Origin of the sequence: Gryllotalpicola sp., assembly GCF_027352875.1 — a bacterium.
GTDB lineage: Bacteria > Actinomycetota > Actinomycetes > Actinomycetales > Microbacteriaceae > Gryllotalpicola.
The window spans coordinates 1-15,231 of sequence record NZ_DAIEII010000021.1; the positions used below are offsets into that span (position 1 = coordinate 1).

The following is a 15,231-nucleotide window of genomic DNA, read 5'->3' on the forward strand; positions in this document are numbered from 1 at the left end:
CGCCTCGGCGAGCATGACGCGCCCCGGATAGTCGCGGTCGACCATGCGCCTCAACTGCCGCAGGAACTCGTGCGTCTGCGGCTCGCCCTCGCCGTTGCCCTCGTCGGACTCGTAGAGGTACGGGATGGCGTCCAGCCGGAATCCGTCGACGCCCAGGTCGAGCCAGAACCGCACCACCTCGTGCACGGCGTGGTGGACAGCGGGGGAGTTGTAGTTGAGGTCGGGCTGGTGGCTGAAGAAGCGGTGGAAGTAGTACTGGCGGCGCTTCTCGTCGAAGGCCCAGTTCGAGGTCTCGGTGTCGGAGAAGATGATGCGGATGTCGGGCCAGCGCTCGTCGTCGTCCGACCAGACGTAGAAGTCGCCGAACGGCCCGTCCGGTTCGGCGCGGGCTGCCTGGAACCAGGCGTGCTGATCCGAAGTGTGGTTGAGCGGCAGGTCGATGATGATGCGCATGTTGCGCTGGTGCGCCTGGCGAACCAGATCGCGAAAGTCGTCGAGGGTGCCGTACTCGGCGGCGATGCCCGCGTAGTCGGACACGTCGTAGCCGCCGTCGCGGCCGGGCGAGGGGAAGATCGGCGGCAGCCACAGCGCGTCGATCCCCAGCCACTGCAGGTAGTCGAGCTTGCCGATGAGACCGGGCAGGTCGCCGATGCCGTCGCCGTTGGAATCCGCGAAGGAGCGCACGAGCACCTCGTAGAACACCGCCCGCCGGTACCACTGCACATCGAGGGCGAGGCCGGGCAGGGTGATCGGCGCGGTGAAGGTCACGTCGCCAGCCTAAGGAGGCGACCCTGCCGCGCCATAGAATGACCTCGGCATGACGGGGCACAGCACGGTCGATATCTCGCCGTACGCGGAGGCGCTCGCGAGCGTTCCGGGGCGCGAGCGCCACACTGTTGTGGCCGGCGTCGACTGCGCGTACTGGGAGTACGGGGCGGCGAGCGCGGTCGGGACGATCGTCGCGATCCACGGATTCCGCGGCGACCACCACGGGCTCGAGGCGATCATCGCCTCACTCGGCGGCCGCCACGTCATCGCCCCCGACCTGCCCGGTTTCGGCGCCTCGGCGCCCTTCGAGGACCGCGCCCACGACATCGCCGGATACGCAGCCTGGCTGGGCGAGTTCGTCTCGGCGCTCGGCGCCGAGGGCCCGGTGACGATCCTCGGCCACTCGTTCGGGTCGATCATCGTCGCCGCGGCGCTGGCGAACGGCCTGGTGGTGCCGGAACCCGGCCACGTCGTGCTCATCAACCCCATCGGTCAGAACGCGCTGCACGGCCCGCGCGCCCTCGGCACCGCCCTCGCCGTGTTCTACTACTGGCTCGGCCGGGTCCTGCCCGAGCGGCTCGGTCAGGCGTGGCTGCGCTCGCGCGTCATCGTGCGGGGGATGAGCGTCGCCATGGCGAAGACCCATGACCCGCAACTGCGCGCCTGGATCCACGAGCAGCACGACACCTACTTCTCGGCGTTCGCGAACCGGACCCAGCTGCTCGAAGCGTTCCGGGCGTCGGTGTCGCACGACGTCAGCGAGTTCGCGGCCTCCGTCACCGCACCGACCCTGCTCATCGCGGCAGCGCAGGACGACGTCACCCCGCTCAGCGCGCAGCGCCGGCTCGCGACGCTCTTCCCCAACGCGCGCCTCGAGGTCATCGAGGGCGTCGGACACCTCGTGCACTACGAGACGCCGCTCATCGCCGCCGACCTCGTGACCCGGTTCGTGGGCGACGAGGCCACCGCATGAGGCTGCTGTTCGACTGCAGATACGTGAGGGTGGGGCGCCACGACGGGATCTCGCGCTACTCGGCGTCGCTGGTCGCCGAACTGGCCCGGCTGATGCCGGTGGAGCTGCTCGTCTCGGACGAGCGCCAGCTCGCGTCGCTGCCGGCGGTGCCGTGGCACCTCGTCTCGTCGCCGACCTCGCCCCGGGAGCCCTGGATCGCCCGCGAGATCAACCGGCTCGAACCCGACGTCGTGTTCTCGCCCATGCAGACGATGGGCTCGCAGGGGCGGCGCTACCGGTTGATCCTCACCGTGCACGACCTCATCTACTACCGGCATCGGACGCCGCCGAGCGACCTGCCCTGGTACGTGCGTCTCGCCTGGCGGCTCTACCACCTGGCGTGGTGGCCGCAGCGGAGGCTCTTGAACGGGGCGGACGCCGTCGTCACCGTGTCGGAGACGACGCGAGTTCTGATCTCGGCGCACCGCCTGACGAAGCGTCCGGTGTTCGTGGTGGGGAATGCGCCGGGGGAGCTGCCCCCCAGCGTGCGCGCCGGCGCCTATCAGCCCGACCGCTCGCCCCGAGCGGTCGTCCACATGGGCCAGTTCCTGCCGTATAAGAACATCGACACCCTCGTGCGTGCCGCCGAGCACCTCGACGGCTACGAGATCCACTTCATGTCTGCGGCATCCGACGCGGAGAAGGCGCGGTTGCGAGCTCTGGTGACACCGGATGCCGCGATGCGGCTCGTCTTCCACGACGGAGCCTCCGACGCCGAATACTACGGCTGGCTGGCCCGGGCGACAGCGCTCGTCACGACGTCGTGGGACGAGGGCTTCGGCATCCCCGTCGTCGAGGCGATGCGCGTCGGCACGCCCGTCGTCGCGAGCGACATCCCCATCTTCCGCGAGGTCGGAGGGGATGCCGCGGTGTTCGTCGACCCGGCATCGGCCTCGGACGTGGCGCGGGGAATCCGCTCGCTCGAGGACGTCTACGAGTGGCACTCGCGCTCGGACGCCTCGATCCGGCACGCGGCGAGGTATTCGTGGGCGGCGAGCGCGTCGGCCCTCAAGGCCGCGATCGACACCGTCGCCGGGCCCACCCCATAGGCGTCGATGTCAGAGGCGTTCGGCGAGAGCGGTCAGCGTCTGCGTCGTGCCGCCATCGATCTTCACGGCCGCGGACGAGTCGCCCTTGGTCGCGCCGCGGTTGACGATGACGATGGGCAGCTTGCGGCGACGCGCCTGCTCGATGAGGCGGATGCCGGTGTTGACGACCAGCGACGAGCCCGCGACGAGCAGCGCCTCGGCCGAGTGCACCAGCGCGCGGGCCTCGGCGAAGCGGTCGGGCGGCACGAACTCGCCGAAGAACACGACATCGGGTTTGAGCCAGCCGCCGCAGACCGTGCATGCCGGCACGAGGAAGCCGTCGACGTCCGCGACGTCGACATCGCCATCCGGGTTGAGCATGACCGCGTCGGGCTGCCGGAGCTGCGGATTGAGCTCGTCGATGCGCTGGGCGATGTCGGCGCGGGCGAAGACCTGCCCGCAGCTCAGGCAGAGGACGCGGTCCATGGCGCCGTGGAGGGGGACCACGACCGACGAGCCGGCACGCAGATGCAACCCGTCGACGTTCTGCGTGATGACACCGCTGGCGACGCCCCGGCGCTCGAGGTCGGCGAGCGCGAAATGCCCCGCATTGGGCTGCGCTGCGCCGAAGAGCGCCCAGCCGAGGTGCGAGCCGGCCCAGTAGCGCTTTCGGGCGCGCTCGGAGCCGAGGAACTGCGCGATCGTCATGGGGGTTCGTTGGGGGGCGCCGACGCCGCGGTAGTCGGGGATGCCAGAATCCGTCGACACGCCTGCACCGGTGAGGACGGCGATGGTGCGACCAGCGAGCGCTTCGGCCGCCTGGTCGACGAGGACGGCAGCCTCGGAGGTCGTGACCGTCATCGCGCACCTCCTCCTCGATTGCGAGTGTAAACGGCGCATGATGCAGGCTTGTTTCGTGCAGCTGCGGCAGATCGAGACCCTCGACGACCCGATGCTCGCCGATTACACGTCGCTCACCGACGTCGCGCTGCGGCGTGTGCTCGAGCCGGCGGGCGGGCTCTACCTCGCCGAGTCGACGAAGGTCATCGAACGCGCCCTCGAAGCAGGGCACGTCCCGCGTTCGATGCTCGTGCCCGAGCAGTGGGTCGCCGAGGCAGAGGCGCTTCTGGCGCGTCACGCGCAGAATACGCACTCTGCGCCCTTGCCCGACGACTTCCCCGTTTACACCGGACCCGACGCCGTGCTCCAGCGGCTCACCGGATTCCACCTCCACCGCGGCGCGATGGCGGCGATGCACCGGCCGGAGCTGCCCGCCGTCGCAGCGGTGCTGGCAGGCGCCCGGCGTGTCATCATCCTCGATGGACTCGTCGACCACACCAATGTCGGCGCGATCTTCCGCTCGGCGGCGGGGCTCGGAGCCGATGCGGTGCTCGTCACACCGACCTGCGCCGACCCGCTCTACCGCCGCAGCGTGCGGGTGAGCATGGGTACGGTGCTGCAAGTGCCGTGGACACGGTTGCCGGAGTGGCCGGATGCCGCCGACGAACTGCACGCGGCCGGGTTCCACATCGCGGCGCTGGCGCTGGCCGACGACGCCGTCGCGCTGGACGTCTTCGCCGCCGCGCCGCCGGAGCGCGTCGCCCTCGTGCTCGGGGCCGAAGGCGACGGCCTGGGGCGGCGCGCCCTCGCCGTCGCCGATACGACCGTCACCATCCCGATGCTGCACGGCGTCGACTCACTTAACGTCGCTGCGGCGAGTGCTGTCGCGATGTGGGCGCTTCGTCGCTGAGCATCGGAGGATGACCGCTGAGGAACGCGCGCTGAGGCACCTGCGCGATGCGCGGCGGCGCCGCATCTACGCGCGCCGCCGCTGGCTCGTGTTCGGGACGACGGCCCTCATCGTGCTGGGGCTGGTCTACGTCGTCATGGGGGCGGCCGCGCCGCTCAAGGCCGCCGCGTTCACGCCATCCGCCGCCGCGACCGCCGTCGCGAAGGGAAAGGCCGCCGCACCCGCCTGGCCGCCCTACGGCGAAGCGGCCATCGGAATCGTCGGCCAGAACGGCCTCATCGCCCAGCGCGGCGCGCGCAAGACGGTGCCCATCGCCTCGATCACGAAGACGATCACCGCGCTCATGGTGCTCAAGGCGAAGCCCATCGCCGCCGGTGAGACCGGGCCGCTCATCACCTTCACGAAGAAGGACGTCGCGATCCTCCACCAGGTCGAGGCCGAGTACGGCGCCTGGCAGAACATCTGGGCGGGGCTGTCGATGACCGAGCTCGACGCGCTCAACGTCATGCTCGTGCCGAGCGCCAACAACTACGCCATCTCGCTCGCGACCTGGGCGTACGGCTCAGTTCCGGCGTACCTCACGGCGGCGAACGCCTGGCTGGCTGCACAGGGCCTGGCCGACACCCATCTCGCCGACGCCTCCGGGCTGGATTCCGGTTCGGTGAGCGACGCGGGCGACCTTGTCGCCCTCGGGAAGCTCGTCGCCGCGGACCCGACCTTGGCGCCGATTGTGGCGAAGAAGCACTTCACCCTCGCGGCCCTCGGCACGATGGACAACACCAACACCGCGCTCGGCGTCGGCGGCGTCGACGGCATCAAGACCGGTCACACCGACCAGGCCGGCTACTGCCTGCTGTTCTCGGCCTCGGTGAAGATCTACGGTCAGGCGCGCACGATCGTCGGCGTCGTGCTCGACCTCAGGTCCTACGACGATCTCAAGAAGTACGTGCCGAGGCTCGTCGCGAGCATCGCCGCCGGGTATCAGACCCTCGACCCCACGGGCGCCGGCACGACGGCGCTCGGCACCCTCACGACCGCGTGGGGTGCGTCGACGCCTGTCGTGGCGCAGAAAGCGGCGACGGTTCAGGTGTACGGGGATGCCCCGGTGACGGCCGTGCTCGACGTCGGCCGGCTGCGGCCGGGCACGGCGGCGGGCTCGACCGTCGGCACGGTGACCTTCGACGGCGGCGCGCATTCGGTATCCGTCCCGCTCGCGACGACGACGACCGTCTACGGCCCGGACTACGGCTGGCGGCTCAGCCACCCGTGGGACTGGTTCTGAGCACGAAGCCTCATCGCCGATCGGCTCGAGCCTCGGCCGCTTCGGGTCCACATCCTCGCCGTACTGTGACGTTACGCTCGAAGGAATGTCTGTGTTCGCGGCCGCAGAGCCGCCCGGCCGCGCCGGGTACGCCGCCGCCGATCTCTCGCCCGCCTGGCCGCTGCGCGCCCCCTGGGGCACCGCGAGCAAGCTGCGCGCCTGGCAGGAGGAGGCTCTCGAGCGGTACTTCACCGCCGAGCCGCACGACTTCCTCGCCTCGGCCACCCCGGGCGCCGGCAAGACGACGTTCGCGTTGCGCCTGGCGATCGAGCTCGTGCACCGGCACGAGATCGATCGCATCATCGTCGTCACCCCGACCGAGCATCTCAAGCGGCAGTGGGCGGAGGCCGCCGACCGGGTGGGCCTGCACCTCGATCCGGCGTTCCGCACCGCGTCCCGCCGCTTCGGCCGGCACTTCCGCGGCATCGCGGTGACGTATGCGCAAGTGGCCGTCAAGCCGCAGGTGTTCGCCGACCTCGTCGCAGAGCATCGCACGCTCGTCGTCCTCGACGAGGTGCACCACGGCGGCGATGCGCTGTCCTGGGGCGACGCGACGCGCGAGGCGTTCGAGCGCGCGACGCGCCGCCTGTCGCTGACGGGAACGCCGTTCCGCTCCGACACCGCGCCGATCCCGTTCGTCAGCTACGAACGCGGCGAGGACGGCATCCGCCGATCCCGTACCGACTACGACTACGGGTACGGCAGGGCGCTGGCCGACGGCGTCGTGCGCCCGGTGCTCTTCATGGTGTACGCCGGCCACGCCCGCTGGCGCACCCGGTCGGGCGAGCAGATGGAGGCGCGCCTCGGCGAGGGCAACACGCGCGATGTGACAGCCCAGGCGTGGCGCACCGCGCTCGACCCGAAGGGGGAATGGATCCCGGCGGTACTGACGGCCGCCGATCGCCGACTCACCGAGGTGCGCGAGTCGATTCCGGATGCCGGAGGCCTCGTCATCGCGACGGATCGCGAGCAGGCGAGGGCGTATGCCGCGATCCTCCGCGGAATCACCGGGCAGGAGCCCGTGGTGGTGCTCAGCGACGAGAAGACGGCATCGGAGCGCATCGCCGCCTTCGCGGGCGGCAACGAGCGCTGGATGGTCGCGGTGCGCATGGTGTCGGAGGGCGTCGATGTGCCGCGCCTCGCCGTCGGCGTCTATGCGACGAACTCGTCGACGCCGTTGTTCTTCGCCCAGGCGATCGGGCGCTTCGTGCGCGCCCGCCGCCGCGGCGAGACCGCATCGGTGTTCCTGCCCGACGTGCCGCAGCTCGTGGCCCTCGCCGCTGCGCTGGAACTGGAGCGCGACCACGCGCTCGACCGGGATTCCGCCGTCGAGGACGGCCTCGACGATTCCCTGCTCGAATCGGCGCAGCGCGAGGAGCGCGCCTCCGAGACGCTGGCCGACGAGTTCGCCTTCGAGGCGGTGTCGTCGGCCGCCGCCTTCGACCGCGTCGTCTACGACGGGCGCGACTTCGGCGCATTCGCCGAACCGGGCAGCGACGAGGAGTGGGACTTCATCGGCCTGCCCGGCATCCTCGAACCCGAGCAGGTGCACGAGCTGCTCGCGCATCGCCAGCAACGGCAACTCGCTCGGCAGCGACGATCCAGCGGATCGTCGCGCGAGTCGGCGCCGCCGACAGGCGGGGAGGCCAGGTCCGGGAGCCCGGCGAAGCCGCTGCCCCTCTACCGCACCCTCAAGGAGCAGCGCACCCTGCTCAACTCGCTCGTCGGGCTGTACGCCCGCAACTCCGGCGAGGCCCATGGACTCATCCACGCCGAGCTGCGGCGCCGGTGCGGTGGGCCGGCTGTCGCCCAGGCGAGCGTGACGCAGCTCGAGGCGCGCATCCAGCTGCTGCGGAAGCAGCTGGGGCATATCTGAGCCCCGCTTTCGGCGATGAGGCCGCCTCTGGCGATCCCTCGGATCGGCGCCCTCAGCGGAAGTCGCGCGACGTGGTCCGCACCGCGATCGGCAGCGGATCGATCCGGTCGGCGACGACGCTGATCACCCCCTCGGGGGAGCGCTGGAGGATGCCGCGTACCACCAGCGCGCTCGACTCGCGGGCCACCCGGCGGTACTTCTGCCACACCCCCCGCGCGACCACCACATTGGTCAGCCCTGTCTCGTCCTCGAGATTGAGGAACGTGATCCCCCCGGCGGTCGTGGGGTGCTGCCGATGAGTGACGACGCCGCCGATGCTCACCCGCCGCCCCGGTTCGTGGGTCGCAAGCTGGACCGCGGTGAGCACCCCGCTGCTCGCAAGCCGAACGCGCTCGTGCCGGAGAGGATGGTCGTCGGGGGAGACCCCGGTGGCCCACATGTCGTAGGCGAGCCGGTCGGCGGGGCCGAGAGCGGGCAGCAGCGGGGGCTGCACCACGAGATGGCTTCCCGGAAGGTGATCACGGTGCACCCGAGAGGCGCTCCCCGCGATCCAGATGGCTTCGCGGCGCGACTTTCCGAATGACTCAAAGGCGCCCGCGGCCGCAAGGGATTCCAGCTGCAGGGTGCTCAGCCCCACTCGCTCGGCCAGGTCGTACTGATCGCGGTAGGACCCGGATGCCTCGCGCTCGGCGACGATCCGCGCAGCCAGCTCCGACCCGATCGCGCGCACCTGGGCGAGGCCGAGCCTCACCGCAGAGGCGCCGTCGCGCCGGTGCTCTGCGGAGCCGTCGGGAGCGGAGGGGTCGAACTCGTCCGCTTCGTCGAGGTCGTCGGGGTCGCCGCTGCGCGTCGTGGTGTGCTGCAGGCAGGAGGCCCGCCCGGTCGGGCCTGTGCGCGCGGGCGCGATCGGCTCGAGCGCGGCGTCCGCCTCGGAGCGTGCGATGTCGACCTGCCGCACCTCGACCCCGTGGCGGACCGCGTCGGCCACCAGGGTCTGCGAGGAGTAGAAGCCCATCGGCTGGGAGCGCAGCAGACCGGCGAGGAAGGCAGCCGGGTAGTGCAGCTTGAGCCACGAGCTCGCGTAGACGAGCACCGCGAAGCTCAGAGCATGGCTCTCGGCGAAGCCGAAGTCGGCGAAGGCCTTGATCTTGCCGTAGATGCTCTGGGCATCGGCTTCCGTGATGCCGTTCGCGGCCATGCCGGCGAAGAGCTTCTCCTGCAGCGTCTCGATGCGCTCCTGACCGCGCTTCGAGCCCATCGAGCGGCGCAGCAGGTCGGCGTCCTCCGGGCTGCAGCCGCCGACGGCGACCGCCATCTGCATGACCTGCTCCTGGAAGAGCGGAACACCGTAGGTGCGCTTGAGCACGGGCTCCAGCGCAGGGTGCTGGTAGGTCACCTTCTCCTCCCCGGCGCGGCGCCGGATATACGGGTGCACCGCGCCGCCCTGGATCGGCCCGGGCCGGATGAGCGCGACCTCGACGACCAGGTCGTAGAAGCGCCGCGGCTTGAGTCGGGGAAGCGTCGCGAGTTGCGCCCTGCTCTCGACCTGGAACACGCCGATCGCATCCGCACGGCAGAGCATGTCGTAGACCGCCGGCTCCTCGCGCGGGATCGTCTCGATGGTCCAGCTCTCCCCGAGCGAGCCGACCTGGTCGAAGACCTGGTGGATGGCCGAGAGCATGCCGAGGCCGAGCAGATCGAACTTGACCAGCCCCATCCACTCGCAGTCGTCCTTGTCCCATTGCAGCACCGTGCGGTCGACCATGCGCGCATGCTCGATGGGGCAGACCTCGCCGACGGGCTGCCGGGTGAGCACCATCCCGCCGGAGTGGATGCCGAGGTGCCGGGGCGCCTTCCTGAGCTGCTCGGCCAGTTCGAGCACGGGACTCGGGATGTCGGCGGAATCGCCGGCCTGCAGCCCTCGGGAGCGCTCGAAGCGCTTGCTCCAGGCGTCCTGCTGGCCGGGGGAGTGGCCGAGGGCCTTTGCCATGTCGCGCACGGCGGCCTTGGGCTGGTAGCTGATGACCGTGGCGACCTGGGCGGCCCTGTCGCGGCCGTACTTCCCATAGACGTACTGGATCACCTCCTCGCGGCGCCCTGCCTCGAAGTCGACGTCGATGTCGGGCTCCTCCGGGCGCAAGGAGGAGAGGAACCGCTCGAACGGCAGCCGATAGAAGATCGGATCGACGGAGGTGATGCCGAGTACGTAGCACACCGCTGAGTTCGCCGCCGAGCCGCGGCCCTGGCAGAGGATCCCCCTCCTTCTAGCAAATTGCACAATATCGTGCACGATGAGGAAATAACCGGGGAAGTCCTTGTTCTCGATGACCTTCAGCTCGCTCTCCATCCGCACGCGCACCTCGGAGAGGAGGCCGGGCCGCCTCTCCTGCGCATATTTCTCACGGATGCCCTGTTCGACGAGCTCGCGCAGACGGCTCATGGGCGTGTGGCCCGCCGGCACATCGAGCATCGGCAGGCCGGGCCGGGCCTTCCGCAGCGAGAAGGCGAGCTCGGCGGCGACGTCGACAGTGCGCTCGACCGCCCCGGGGTAGCGGCGGAACAGCGCAGCCATCTCGGCGCCGCTGCGCAGATGAGCCGACCCCGCCGGCAGCCACGGGTCCAGTTCGTCGAGGCTGCGCCGGGCACGCACCGCGGCCACCGCGTCGGCGAGCGGCCGCTGCGCCGGCGTGGCGTAGTGCACGTTGCCCGTGGCGACGACCGCGAGATGCCGGGATGCCGCGAGTCCGGCCAGCGCGTCGTTCCAGGTGCTCGCGAGCGCCTCGCCATGGTCGTAGAGCTCGACGAGCACGTTCTCGCGCCCGAACAGGTCGATCAATCGGTCGAGTTCCCGACCCGCCGCGGCCGCGGCCGACCCGCGGTCGACGCCCGGAACGGTGAGCGCCTGCCGCACTGCGCCCTTGCGGCACCCGGTGAGGACCGTCCAGCGGCCGCGCCCCCGCTCGGCGAGCCTCTCGAGCGAGTATTCCGGCCTCCCCTTCTCGGCATCGCCGGCGAGCTGAGCCTCGGTGAGAGCGGCGGCGAGGGCGTGGTATCCCTCCGCCCCCCGGGCGAGGACGAGCAGGTGGCTCCCTTCGGGGTCCGCGATGCCGCTCTGCGGGGCGCCGAGTCCGAGCGACAGCTCGGCGCCGAAGACCGTCTTCAGCTCTGTCGAATAGACCTCCGCCGCCTCGGCCATCCGGACGACGCCGTAGAGGCCGTCGTGATCGGTGATGGCGAGGCCGGCCAGGCGCAGCCGTGCCGCCTCGGCGACGAGTCGGGCCGGGTCGCTCGCCCCGTCGAGGAAGCTGAAACTGGAGTGAGCGTGCAACTCCGCATAGGGCGTGACGAGATCGTCGCGGAGATCGCCGAGCGCGACGAGAGGGGGATCGGGCAGCTCGCGGCGGCGCTTCCGACCCGACGGGCGCTCTGGTTCGCGCGAGCCCGACGCGTCCCGGTCCGAGAGCGTGCGCTCGAGTTCCGACCACGGGATCGGCGGATTGGAGAACCCCATCAGAATCGCCGCCTTCCGGACACGACCGCTGGTCGATCGCACCTAGTCATACCGCGCCTCCGCCGCCCACGCGCCGCCCTCGAACACGAGCAGCCAGGCGGTTCCGACCTCGTCGATGAGACTGAGCCGCTGCACCCCGCGAGCAGCAGCGGCGTCCCACCACCGCTCGATGACCGGCCACGGGCCGGCCCAGGCGATGACGACCGCCGTGATCGCCCCGACGACAAGCACAGCCGGATCGCCGGTGAGGGCGCCGGACCCGTCCATCAGCACCGGCTCACCCGAGGAGTCCGCCACCGAGACCGCCAGCCGTTGCCGGAACACTGTCGCAGGCAGCGGGTCGGGAAGCGCCCCCGGCCACGGCCCCTTCGCGGCCCCCGCGATCTCGGCCGGAACCGGATCGCCCCAGGGCACGAGCACCTCGCGCTCGTCGAGCAGCCGACCACCACCGACGCGCGCGGTGACAACGCCCTCGTGGCCGAGCATGCTCTGCACCCGCGAGAGGGCGTGGTGCACCCGCTCGTCGGGCGCATCGCCCCACAGCCCCTCCTCGTGATGGTGGACGGAGTCGACGCTCTCAGGAGTGAGGGTGACGCGCAGCACCGGGGAGGACAGGCCGAGCGCCCCGCCGACCCCGTGAAGCTGCCAGCGCACCCGGTCGACGAGATCGGCGGCGGTGAACCAGCGCGGATGCAGCCAGGTGCGCACGCTCGTCTCGCCCTCTGTCTCCATGGTCACCGTGACCGCCGTGCAGACCAGATGGGCCGCGATGAGCGCGGCGACGACCTCATCGGCAGTGGCGCGAATGGCGAACGCGAGCTGATCGACGCGGTCGACGCCGTCGTCGAAGGCGATCGACCGCTCGAGCTGCGCCGCGGCCGGACGCGACACCACCGTCTCCGCGTCGCGCCCGGTCACGAGGGCGTGGACCCTGAGGCCCAATGCGCCGAAGCGGGTCGCCAGCTCGTCCTCTCCGAAGCCGGCGAGAGACCCCAGCGTCGAGAGGCCGAGTCGGCGGCACAGCTCGGCGAACCCGACGTCGCCGACCGCCTCGACGCTCTGCCCGGCGAGGAATTCGGATGTGCTCCCCGGTGGCACGAGGAGCACGGCGGACTCCGCCGACGTCGCCTGGACGGCGAGCTGGGCTGCGAACGGGCCGTCTGCCGCTCCGGCGCGCGCATCCGGGACACCGACGCTGCCGAGCGCGGCGATGAGGGTCGCGGCGAGGGGCTGCTCGCCGCCGTAGTACCGGGCAGGCCCCCGGGTGCGCAGCGCGAACAGGCCGGGCCGGATCGGCTGCACCCCGGGCACGAGCTGCTCGATCGCGGCGAGCACCGGCTCGAAGAGCCGCGCGTCGAGGGCGGCGTCATAGGCGACGACCGCCAGAGCAGGGCAGCGCGCCTGCGCTTCGCGCACCCTGAGGCCGCGTGCGACCCCGGCGGCGCGGGCCGCGGCCGAGCAGGCGAACACCTCGCCCTTGTCGATGAGTGCGAGCGGGGCGTCCCCGTCGAGCTCGGGATGCTGCAGCGCATGGGCGCGCACCGGCCAGTCCGGGCACCACAGCACCATCGAACGCGTCAGCTCGTTCATGCGACCGCCCACTCGCCCTGCCGGGCGACACCGCGCACCTCGGCGCGCACGGTGACGACGCGCTCGCGCGGATACCCGTGACCCTGCCCCATGCCCTGCCATGCGCTGTGCGCGACGGACAGCCGCGCGGTCGCCCCAGGCCACTCGCCGAAGGCGATGAGCGCGGCATCATGCTGGCGCAGCCGGGCGCGCAGCCGCGCAGCGTCCGTCTCACTCACCCGCGAGGCCGGCCGCACCGCGACGACCCGCAGCGCGTCGGCGAGGGCAGCGACGACCGCAAGCCACGCGGAGCCGGGGGAGGGCACGAGCACGAGCCGCGAGAGGTCGATGCCGAGACGGGATGCCGCTTCCGCGCCGAACCACGGCACGCCGACGACCGCGCACCACAGCCCTGCCGCGCTGGGCCCGGCGAGCAGCCCCATGAGCAGGCTCGTCGACCCGATGACGCTGTAGACGCCGCCGGGCTGCAAGCCCCCGCCGGGCAGCAGGGTCTGGAGATCCGGCAGCGTCGGCAGCACGGGGGAGCCCTCGACGGCGGAGCCCGCGAGCGTGATGCGCTGCAGGGAACGGACGCGCGCGTTCAGCTCGCGCACCCGCTCGAGGTCGGCGGCGGCTCTCTCCACAGGGAGGAGTTCGAATGCCGATGTCATTGGCATCCCGTCATAATCGAACACATGTTCTACAGTGTCAAGTCCCCCGCCGACATCGGCTCGAACACGGCGGCGATCGGTCCGCGCCGCGCGGCAGTATGGTCGGCATGGCGATCTTCGCAGGCCTCACCCGACAGGTCTGGCGGCGCGAGGCGTTCTCGGGCGTCACGCTCGCCGTGGTCTCGGTGCCGCTCGCGGTCGCCTACGCTGAGGCCGCCGGCCTGCCGCCGACGACGGGGCTCTACGCGCTCATCGTCCCCGCCGTGCTGTTCGCGCTGCTCGCCACCAGCGGGCGGCTCGTCGTGGGTCCGGCCCCTGTGGTCACAGCCATTGCGGCCTCGTCGCTGCCGCTCGCCTCGGGCGCGTCCGGGGTGCAGCTCGCCACCGCGCAGGCACTGCTCGCCGCGCTCGCCCTCGCCCTCATCGCGATGCTCCGCCTCGGCTTCGTGCAGGCGGCGCTGTCGCGCCCGGCGATGCTCGGCGTGGCCTCGGCGGCGGTGCTCGGCCTCGTCATCCGCCAGGCGGCGGGCATCCTCGGCATTCCGGTCGATGCGCCGCTCGGCACACCGCAACTCGTCTCCCAGGTCGGCGCGGGTCTCGGGGCGGTGCAGTGGTGGGCGGTCGCCTTCGGCGTGCTCGGTCTCGCAGTAATCGCGATCGGCCACCGCATCACGAAGTTCCTCCCCTGGGAGATCCTCGTCCTCGCTGCGAGCACGACCGCGTTCCAGGTCTTCGGCCTGCGCGGCCACGGCATCGCCCTCGCGCCTCAGATCCAGGCCGCGACGCCGCCGTTCTCCTGGCCGGTGATCCCATGGGGCTCCTGGCTCGAGCTCATCCCGAGCGCGATCGCCATCGCACTCGTCACGGTCTCCGAGACGGGCTTCGTCGACCGCCAGCACCGCAGCCCCTTCGGCTTCGCCGCCGCCGACTTCGCCGCCGGCATCACGGGGGGCTTCGCGGTCGGCGTCTCGCCCGAGCGCAGCCGACGCCTCACCCAGGCGGGCGCGTCCTCGCAGCTTCCCGGCGTCGTCTCCGCCGTCCTCGTCCTCGCCTTCGTCACCTTCGGAGCCTCGCTCCTCGGAACCGTCCCGCTCCCGACGATGGCTGCGATCGTGCTGCTGGCGCTCGCCCCTCTCACGCGCCCCAGCGAGTTCACCCGGCTCTGGGGAGTGCGCAAGCTCGACTTCCTCGTCGCCGCACTCGCCTTCGCCGCGACGATCGCGTTCGGCGCCCTCATCGGCATCGCGGTCGCCGTCGGCATGAGCCTGCTTGGCGTGCTGCGCACTGCCGCGAGCCCGCAGTCCGACCTCGTCGACGGCGACGACCGTCCGCGTGCGAGCCTCCGCGAGACGCAGGCCGGCCGCACGGTGTCGGCGCCCGGTATCGTCATCGTGCGCTTCGCCGGCCCGGTCACCTCGGCGACGGGGGACGCCTTCGAGCGCGGCATCCACCGTGCCGTCACCGCCGCCCGACCGGCGGGCCTCGGGCACCTCGTCATCGACTGCGAGGCGATCACGGGATTCGACGCGACCGGCGCGCTCGTGGCCCGCGAGGCGATCAGCTGGGCCCGGTCGCTGGGTGTCGCCACCGACTACTCCCGCGCCCGCGCGGCGCTCCGCATCGAGCTCGAGCACTACGGTCTGCTCGGCTCGGCGAAGGTGTTCGAGAGCAACGCCCGGGCGATTGCCGAGCTCAGCCCGTGAGCGCTGTTACCGTCCTCTTTGA

Annotated in this window: 11 protein-coding genes; 6 read left to right on the top strand and 5 right to left on the bottom strand. The window is 71.5% G+C overall.

Translation table 11 applies throughout. The features are described from left to right. Positions 1–768 (bottom strand): alpha-amylase family glycosyl hydrolase (locus tag M7D61_RS02605; RefSeq protein WP_298227302.1); only part of this gene is annotated, 768 nt, incomplete at its 3' end. Between the two features lie 49 nt (positions 769–817). On the opposite strand from M7D61_RS02605, the gene M7D61_RS02610 reads away from it, so the two are divergent. Continuing rightward, positions 818–1,741, top strand: coding sequence for an alpha/beta fold hydrolase (locus M7D61_RS02610; RefSeq protein WP_298227304.1), 924 nt, complete (start codon positions 818–820; stop codon positions 1,739–1,741). Further along, on the top strand, positions 1,738–2,829 hold the full coding sequence (locus M7D61_RS02615; protein ID WP_298227306.1) for a glycosyltransferase family 1 protein: 1,092 nt from the start codon (positions 1,738–1,740) through the stop codon (positions 2,827–2,829). Before M7D61_RS02610 ends, M7D61_RS02615 begins: the two co-directional genes overlap by 4 nt. A 9-nt stretch (positions 2,830–2,838) precedes the next feature. Here the strand turns inward: M7D61_RS02615 and M7D61_RS02620 are convergent, their stop codons facing one another. Next, entirely contained in the window at positions 2,839–3,669 is an 831-nt protein-coding gene (locus M7D61_RS02620; RefSeq protein ID WP_298227308.1) for a Sir2 family NAD-dependent protein deacetylase, read from the bottom strand. A 55-nt stretch (positions 3,670–3,724) separates the two neighbouring features. Here M7D61_RS02620 and M7D61_RS02625 point away from each other — a divergent pair, with 55 nt between their 5' ends. The 3 genes from M7D61_RS02625 to M7D61_RS02635 all read left to right on the top strand — a co-directional run bounded on the left by M7D61_RS02625 (position 3,725) and on the right by M7D61_RS02635 (position 7,755). Beyond that, complete coding sequence (locus M7D61_RS02625; protein ID WP_298227311.1) at positions 3,725–4,558, top strand: RNA methyltransferase; 834 nt, start codon at positions 3,725–3,727, stop codon at positions 4,556–4,558. Positions 4,559–4,568: 10 nt separating this feature from the next. After that, the gene (locus tag M7D61_RS02630; protein ID WP_298227313.1) at positions 4,569–5,840 is read left to right on the top strand and encodes a D-alanyl-D-alanine carboxypeptidase; all 1,272 of its coding nucleotides are present in this window, start codon (positions 4,569–4,571) and stop codon (positions 5,838–5,840) included. Positions 5,841–5,925: 85 nt separating this feature from the next. Further along, complete coding sequence (locus M7D61_RS02635) at positions 5,926–7,755, top strand: DEAD/DEAH box helicase (protein ID WP_298227314.1); 1,830 nt, start codon at positions 5,926–5,928, stop codon at positions 7,753–7,755. Between the two features lie 52 nt (positions 7,756–7,807). On the opposite strand, the gene M7D61_RS02640 is transcribed toward M7D61_RS02635, so the two are convergent. Genes M7D61_RS02640 through M7D61_RS02650 form a run of 3 tightly spaced genes read right to left on the bottom strand, consistent with a single transcriptional unit; the run spans position 7,808 to position 13,506 of the window. Further along, entirely contained in the window at positions 7,808–11,266 is a 3,459-nt protein-coding gene (locus M7D61_RS02640; RefSeq protein WP_298227316.1) for an error-prone DNA polymerase, read from the bottom strand. 42 nt (positions 11,267–11,308) lie between these two features. Continuing rightward, a complete protein-coding gene (locus M7D61_RS02645; RefSeq protein WP_298227318.1) occupies positions 11,309–12,856 on the bottom strand; it encodes a DNA polymerase Y family protein in 1,548 nt (515 codons plus the stop codon). Continuing rightward, positions 12,853–13,506, bottom strand: a complete 654-nt coding sequence (locus M7D61_RS02650; protein ID WP_298227320.1) for a hypothetical protein — start codon at positions 13,504–13,506, stop codon at positions 12,853–12,855. Before M7D61_RS02650 ends, M7D61_RS02645 begins: the two co-directional genes overlap by 4 nt. Before the next feature lie 107 nt (positions 13,507–13,613). On the opposite strand from M7D61_RS02650, the gene M7D61_RS02655 reads away from it, so the two are divergent. Further along, complete coding sequence (locus tag M7D61_RS02655; protein ID WP_298227322.1) at positions 13,614–15,209, top strand: SulP family inorganic anion transporter; 1,596 nt, start codon at positions 13,614–13,616, stop codon at positions 15,207–15,209. The last annotated feature ends 22 nt before the right edge of the window (positions 15,210–15,231 follow it).

What these genes read in the sequence shown, in the direction of transcription:
- M7D61_RS02610 (WP_298227304.1), top strand. Translation starts at nt 818, where the DNA reads ATGACGGGGCACAGCACGGTCGATATCTCGCCGTACGCGGAGGCGCTC.
- M7D61_RS02615 (WP_298227306.1), top strand. Translation starts at nt 1,738, where the DNA reads ATGAGGCTGCTGTTCGACTGCAGATACGTGAGGGTGGGGCGCCACGAC.
- M7D61_RS02620 (WP_298227308.1), bottom strand. Translation starts at nt 3,669, where the DNA reads ATGACGGTCACGACCTCCGAGGCTGCCGTCCTCGTCGACCAGGCGGCC.
- M7D61_RS02630 (WP_298227313.1), top strand. Translation starts at nt 4,569, where the DNA reads ATGACCGCTGAGGAACGCGCGCTGAGGCACCTGCGCGATGCGCGGCGG.
- M7D61_RS02635 (WP_298227314.1), top strand. Translation starts at nt 5,926, where the DNA reads ATGTCTGTGTTCGCGGCCGCAGAGCCGCCCGGCCGCGCCGGGTACGCC.
- M7D61_RS02640 (WP_298227316.1), bottom strand. Translation starts at nt 11,266, where the DNA reads ATGGGGTTCTCCAATCCGCCGATCCCGTGGTCGGAACTCGAGCGCACG.
- M7D61_RS02645 (WP_298227318.1), bottom strand. Translation starts at nt 12,856, where the DNA reads ATGAACGAGCTGACGCGTTCGATGGTGCTGTGGTGCCCGGACTGGCCG.
- M7D61_RS02650 (WP_298227320.1), bottom strand. Translation starts at nt 13,506, where the DNA reads ATGACATCGGCATTCGAACTCCTCCCTGTGGAGAGAGCCGCCGCCGAC.
- M7D61_RS02655 (WP_298227322.1), top strand. Translation starts at nt 13,614, where the DNA reads ATGGCGATCTTCGCAGGCCTCACCCGACAGGTCTGGCGGCGCGAGGCG.